The following is a 2,344-nucleotide window of genomic DNA, read 5'->3' as shown; positions in this document are numbered from 1 at the left end:
ATAGTCTACCTGAGAACAATCCTTCACCTACAGGAGGAGGCACTCGGCTACCTCTAGAGAATACTACACCTGCAAGAAAATAGGTAGGTAGGATAGTGCAACAAAGTAAGGGCATGGCATTGCCCATACGTGTCAACTTAAGGCAAAACCCTGGCAATGACGTTATATCAAGCTTACTCAATTACCAATTAAGTCGTCGGAACCCCACCCCGCTTTTGTCTAGCGACAAAACCTCCCCTCCCCGTTCACGGGGAGGGGATTAAGGGGAGCCAGTGCGGTCTTGGGGTCTCCCTAAGTGGAGCATCTGGCGTGTGGGGTAAAACGCCTGTGGAATAAGCGTTTTTACTTAAGTTGACACCAATGGGCATTGTCATACCCCTACGATAAATCTTTATGTATCAAGGTTTTCGTGAATTGGTATTAAAGAAATTAAATTGATTTGGAGGCGATCGCCTGTGGTGTCCAGGTGGGGCCTTCGCAATATGGCCCATCTGCCGACCAAATGAGTTTATCCAAGCACATTCGCCGCGCATCCATATTCGCCGCCCAAGCATGGTAGACAATGTACTCAGTCTGCTCCGGCCCCACAACGATTGAGTTGTGTCCAGGCCCTTTTACACGATCGGGAAGGGAACGCAGCACCCGTGGCCCCGTTTCGTTACCGAAATCAGAGTAAGGCCCCATCACATGATCCGCAACTCCATAATCTACACCGTAGTCTTCAGTTTCCCAGCGCCCACCACTATAAAAGCAATAATATTTACCTCCGTGTTTACGGACACAGGGGCCTTCTAAGGTATGCCAATCAAAATGTTCACCATACATCAATCGATTGGCTAAAAATCGTTGCCAATCGGAACGCGCTCGTAAGACGACTTTACCGACACCGCAAAGTTTCGTCATATCTTGGAGTCGGTCTACAAAGAGAGCAGTACCAGCACGCACGCCGCCCTCAGTGTCTAAAAAATCACGAGCATAAAATAAGTACCACTGTCCATCATCATCACAGAATGGGTGAGGGTCGATGGCAAAGGAGCAAGAATTCGGATCTACAAGTGGCTCACCAACATCTTTATAGGGCCCCAAGGGAATATCGCTCGTGGCAACACGCAACTGATGATTCTTGTCCTCGTGTCCTACAGAGTAGTAGAGGTAGAACTTGCCGTTGCAATAAGCAACTTCTGGGGCCCAAAAATTATCGCCAAGGGAGGGGTCTGGCCGCAACAGGGCGTTATCTACAAAATCCCAATTCACGAAATCAAAGGAGCGTAATAGAGGGAAGACACGTAGTTTTGCGATTTCGTCTACCATTCCTTCTGCTTCGGCTGCACCAGTGCCGATCGCATAGTATACACCCTCAAATTCCCAAACAAAAGGATCGGCAAAATAGCCTTTGTAGACTGGATTGGTATAAGTTAACATCTCGGTGATCGCTATAGCGTGTTAACTTAATTCTTGAGGAAGTGCGATCGCAAAAACAACTACCATAGGCAAGAGGCAATTAAATGGTCGTAGGGTTTTTTACCACGACAGCGTAACGGGCATCACCGCGCCAAAAAACCCTCTGGTGGAGTGCAGGGACAAAGACATGATGACTCAAACAGTTGAAACTCAGATTATCAATGTGGAAGAACGGCTCAGGCAGGCAATGCTTGCTTCTGATGTAAACGTTTTGAATGAACTACTAGCCCCCGAAATTATTATTATCAGTCATCTTGGAGAATTATTAGGAAAGCAAGATGATCTAGCCGCCCATGAATCTGGTTTGATTAAGATACACGAATTGAAACCTTCTGAACAGAATATTCAAATTTATGGAGAGGTGGCGATCGTTTCAGTCCGAATGCAATTGTCTGGTAGTTATAATGGCAGCCCTGCAAATGGTGACTTTCGTTTCACGCGAGTTTGGGCTGTCTCTTCGAGCGGAACTTGGCATATCGTCACTGCCCATATAGGTATGGTGGCTTAAACATTGGGAAATTCTGAAGCGATCGCTTTCTTGATCAATGAAAGTTCGATTTTATGTTTGGAATTTGAAGCAACCAGTTTTGACAAGTTGTCTCCTTTGCGGGTGAAGTAAAACAAGTATTGCTGAAACGCTTAACTGATATCGGTTTCAGCCTTATCGTATAATTTTACCGTTTTGACACAGCGTGCCAAAACGCACTTGTTATCTGTAGGCGGTGTTTAGACTTAAGGCCTTTTTAACAAAGTGTAGGGGTTAATTCCCCATCCCCAAAGGGAATTGCTTGTAATGAGAAAGGGGTTTAAATCCCCAGACGCTCGCAGACTCGCTAACGCTTCGCTATCTCAAAACGTAATTGCGTTAGCGACGCGCAAGGCG

The 2,344-nt window shown here is 46.3% G+C and carries 2 protein-coding genes; one reads left to right on the top strand and one right to left on the bottom strand.

Going from position 1 to position 2,344, the window contains the following annotated elements:
- Window positions 1-429 precede the first annotated feature (429 nt).
- A complete protein-coding gene (locus VE944_RS22450) occupies window positions 430-1,422 on the bottom strand; it encodes a glycoside hydrolase family 43 protein (protein ID WP_324982117.1) in 993 nt (330 codons plus the stop codon).
- A gap of 166 nt (window positions 1,423-1,588) precedes the next feature.
- On the opposite strand from VE944_RS22450, the gene VE944_RS22445 reads away from it, so the two are divergent.
- Complete coding sequence (locus tag VE944_RS22445; protein ID WP_324982114.1) at window positions 1,589-1,969, top strand: nuclear transport factor 2 family protein; 381 nt, start codon at window positions 1,589-1,591, stop codon at window positions 1,967-1,969.
- Window positions 1,970-2,344 lie beyond the last annotated feature (375 nt).

The sequence above is a fragment of the Nostoc sp. genome (genome assembly GCF_035638895.1).
In the GTDB taxonomy this organism is placed as follows: Bacteria; Cyanobacteriota; Cyanobacteriia; order Cyanobacteriales; family Nostocaceae; genus Nostoc.
This window is presented reverse-complemented; position numbering and strand designations above follow the sequence as displayed.

What these genes read in the sequence shown, in the direction of transcription:
- VE944_RS22450 (WP_324982117.1), bottom strand. Translation starts at nt 1,422, where the DNA reads ATGTTAACTTATACCAATCCAGTCTACAAAGGCTATTTTGCCGATCCT.
- VE944_RS22445 (WP_324982114.1), top strand. Translation starts at nt 1,589, where the DNA reads ATGATGACTCAAACAGTTGAAACTCAGATTATCAATGTGGAAGAACGG.